Source organism: Psychromonas sp. MB-3u-54, assembly GCF_002836415.1.
Lineage (GTDB): Bacteria > Pseudomonadota > Gammaproteobacteria > Enterobacterales > Psychromonadaceae > Psychromonas.
In genome coordinates, this window is sequence record NZ_PJBP01000005.1 from 1 (window position 1) to 3,894 (window position 3,894).

Consider the following 3,894-nt stretch of genomic DNA (forward strand, 5'->3'; position numbering starts at 1 on the left):
AGCATAATTTCAGGGTTAATACATAAGCAGCGGGCAATCGCGACACGTTGTTGCTGACCGCCTGAAAGCTGATTCGGGTATTTGTGCGCCTGATCGGCAATTTTAACCCGCTCAAGGTAATACATGGCGGTTTTAAGTGCTTCAGCCCGTGGTTTGTGATGTACCCAAATAGGGGCTAATACTAAGTTTTCGAGCACGGAAAGATGCGGGAAAAGATTAAAATGCTGAAATACCATGCCCACTTGGGCACGGATATCACGCACAATTTTCACATCATCAATCAGCTCCGTGCCATTAATATTGATTTGGCCCTGCTGAAATTTTTCAAGGTGGTTTAAGCAACGAATAGTGGTTGACTTACCGGATCCTGACGGACCACAAATAACCACTTTTTCGCCTTTTTTAATATTCAAATTGATATCTTTAAGCACATGGAAATCACCATACCACTTATTAACATTTTTCATCGTGATCATTACTTCTTCTTCGGACATGATATTTTCCTTAATGCTCAGTATGATATTTGCGTTCGACTGATTTTGAGTATTGCGACATGGAGAAGCAGCATACCCAGTAGATCATAGTGACAAACACATAACCTTCGATTTCATAACCTAACCAGAGGGCATCACTGGTGGTCAACGTTACCATCGCTAATACATCAAATAATCCGATGATTAAGACCAGTGTTGTATCTTTAAACAGTGAGATAAACGATCCCACTAAATTGGGAATAGAGATTTTTAACGCCTGCGGCAAAATGATTAACAGCATGCCTTGCCAGTAACCTAAGCCCAATGACTCGGCAGCTTCATATTGCCCTTTTGGAATAGCCTGTAAACCACCCCGGATTACCTCGGCAATATAAGCGGACTGAAAGAGGGTGATCCCTATTAATGCCCGTAATAATTTATCGAAATCAATACCGTCACTAAAAAACAGCGGTAAGACCACGGAGGCCATAAACAAAATGGTAATCAGCGGGACACCACGGACAAATTCAATAAACCCGACACATAATGTTTTTAGAATAGGCATATCCGATTGGCGTCCTAAAGCCAGTACAATACCGATCGGAAATGAGGCAATAATCCCCACTGCAGCCACTAATATGGTCAGCATTAAACCGCCCCATTTTTCAGTGGGTACTTCTTCAAGACCAAACCAACCGCCACTTATCAGGGTAAAACAGATAAATGGATAGATTAACATTATGCCGAGTTTCACTTTAATATTAGGGATGAACTTCATCGACAATAAAAAAGCAATCGAAAGCAAGGCCACTAAGTTTGGACGCCAGTGTTGTTCTACTGGGTAAAAACCATATATAAACTGGTCAAACTTTTCGATGATAAAAATCCATCGCGCCCCACTGTTAACAATCTCCTCTTGTGTACCACTCCATGTTGCATCGAAGATCATCCAGTTAAACAGGGGTGGGAGCATGATATAAACAATATAAATACCAAGCAGGGTTAAGACACTATTTTTAATATCAGAAAATAGATTCTCTCGTAACCAGAATACAACACCTTTGCTGGTTGAGGGTGCTGCTTTAGCTTCTTTAAACGTATAAACAGCCATTTTATCTTCCTTTTATTTCCATTTTTGCATTGATCCAATTGAGCAGCAGAGAGATAACAATACTGAAGGTGAGGTAGACCGCCATGGTCATCATAATAATCTCAATAGCCTGGCCGACCTGATTCAGTGTTGTCCCTGAAAACAGCGTTACAATTTCCGGGTAACCAATGGCAGTGGCCAAGGAAGAGTTTTTCACTAGGTTAAGATACTGGTTAATGACCGGCGGAATAATGACCCGCAGCGCTTGCGGCAAAACGACTTTGCGTAAAATGATATGTTTTTTTAAACCCAGGGATTCTGCTGCTTCTTTTTGTCCCGATGCGACAGCTTCAATCCCCGCACGCACCGCTTCTGCAATGTAAGTTGCGGTATAAATGCTGAGTGCAAAGGTGAGTGCTAAGAACTCCGGAATAATGGCTAAACCGCCTACAAAGTTAAACCCTTTTAGAGCGGGATATTCAGCGGCGATCGGCTGACCGGTCACAAAATAAGCCAATAAAGGAGACAGTATTAATATAGCGAGTGAGACTTTAATTAAGGGGAATTCTTCACCGGTTTGATCATGACGTTTTTTTGCCCATCGGGTTAAAAAAATAACCGCGGTACAGGCGAGCACAAAAGCAATCAGGATGAACATACTGCCCGATTGAAAAATCGGCTCAGGGAGTAATAATCCGCGATTGTTCAGAAAAACAGATTCAAAATAGCTAAAACTTTGGCGTGGGCCGGGTAAGGCCGCCAGCACAATGTTATACCAAAATAAAATTTGTAATAAAATAGGAATATTACGGAAGGTTTCAATATAAACCAGCGACAGCTTAGCCACTATAAAATTAGAGGATAAACGGCCGATACCCACCAATAATCCTAATATAGAAGCACATATAATGCCGATCACTCCGACTAACAGAGTATTTAGTACCCCGACAATAAAGACATCTAAAAAAGTAGAGGTTGTATCATCATAGGCAATCAGTGACTGACTTACGCCAAAGCCTGCTGTTTCACCTAAAAATGAAAAACCGGTGGTGATGCCTCTTTTTTCGATATTGTCGAACATATTATTGGTGAAGTAGAGTGCACATGCAACCACAGCGAGCAGGGCAAGAAATTGGAAAATAATGGCGCGATTTCTGGGGCTACTTAATAAGCCGCCGCTGGTAGGGGGGAGTTGTGATTTATTCATAACAAGACAAGCCTTTGAAAAAGGGGGGACAAAGCCCCCCTAAACTGTGTTTAGCGGATTGGCATTGAGTACATTAAGCCGCCTTGATTCCATAACTTATTAAGGCCACGATCAATATTAAGAGGCGAGTCTTTACCTACGTTTCTATCAAACATTTGGCCGTAGTTACCGACTTGTTTAACCATTTGGTAAACCCAGTCACCCTTAAGGCCGAGGTTTTCACCCGCCGTACCAGAAGTGCCTAATAAACGCATAATACTTGGATTGTCTGATTTGAGCATCGCTTCAACATTAACCGATGAGACACCTAACTCTTCCGCTTCTAATGTTGCAAACATAGTCCAACGAACGACATTAAACCACTCATCATCCCCTTGACGTACCACAGGACCCAAAGGCTCTTTAGAAATGATTTCTGGTAAGACAATCGCAGAATCGGGATCGTCTAATTTAAGTTTCAAACCATACAGCTGTGATGCATCGGATGTAATTACGTCACAACGACCACTTTTAAACCCATTCACTGTTTGCCCTGAAGTATCGTAAGTAACCGCGCGATATTCCATGTTATTTGCCTGGAAATAATCGGTTAAATTGAGCTCAGAGGTGGTGCCCGCCTGAATACAAAAAGTTGCACCGCTTAGCTCTTTTGCTGAACTAACACCCAGTTTTTTTCTTACTAAGAAACCTTGTCCATCGTAATAGTTTACGCCCGCAAAGTTTAAACCTAACGAGGTATCTCGTGTTGCCGTCCAAGTGGTCGCACGTGATAAAATATCAATTTCACCACTTTGTAATGCGGTAAAACGCTCTTTTGCTGTTAACGGAATATATTTTACTTTTGATGCATCGCCGAAAACAGCTGCTGCGACCGATTGGCAAAAATCAACATCGAGCCCTTTCCAAACACCTTTTGAATCCGTTGACGAGAAACCAGCAATACCGGTTGAGATACCACAGCTGAGTTCCCCTTTTTTAACGACCTCCTCTAAGGTAGAGGCAGAAGCGATACTCGGTACAAGTGCGGCAGCACCCAGTAAGAAAGCAATTTTTGTTATTTTCATAAAATTTCCTTGTGTATGTTTTCGTAATACATGTCAAAAAAATAGGTCTATAAATCAGCT

The 3,894-nt window shown here is 41.8% G+C and carries 4 protein-coding genes; all 4 read right to left on the reverse strand.

The genetic code is table 11. The features are described 5' to 3' along the window. Nucleotides 1-494 (reverse strand): amino acid ABC transporter ATP-binding protein (locus tag CXF72_RS00125; RefSeq protein WP_101036028.1); only part of this gene is annotated, 494 nt, incomplete at its 3' end. Nucleotides 495-504: 10 nt separating this feature from the next. Further along, a complete protein-coding gene (locus CXF72_RS00130; protein ID WP_101036026.1) occupies nucleotides 505-1,584 on the reverse strand; it encodes an amino acid ABC transporter permease in 1,080 nt (359 codons plus the stop codon). Nucleotide 1,585: 1 nt separating this feature from the next. After that, a complete protein-coding gene (locus tag CXF72_RS00135; RefSeq protein WP_198552444.1) occupies nucleotides 1,586-2,770 on the reverse strand; it encodes an amino acid ABC transporter permease in 1,185 nt (394 codons plus the stop codon). 50 nt (nucleotides 2,771-2,820) lie between these two features. Next, entirely contained in the window at nucleotides 2,821-3,834 is a 1,014-nt protein-coding gene (locus CXF72_RS00140; protein ID WP_101036027.1) for an amino acid ABC transporter substrate-binding protein, read from the reverse strand. Nucleotides 3,835-3,894 lie beyond the last annotated feature (60 nt).

Bases quoted from the DNA above. Each gene is read 5' to 3' on its own strand.
- CXF72_RS00130 (WP_101036026.1), bottom strand. From the start codon at position 1,584: ATGGCTGTTTATACGTTTAAAGAAGCTAAAGCAGCACCCTCAACCAGC.
- CXF72_RS00140 (WP_101036027.1), bottom strand. From the start codon at position 3,834: ATGAAAATAACAAAAATTGCTTTCTTACTGGGTGCTGCCGCACTTGTA.
- CXF72_RS00135 (WP_198552444.1), bottom strand. From the start codon at position 2,770: ATGAATAAATCACAACTCCCCCCTACCAGCGGCGGCTTATTAAGTAGC.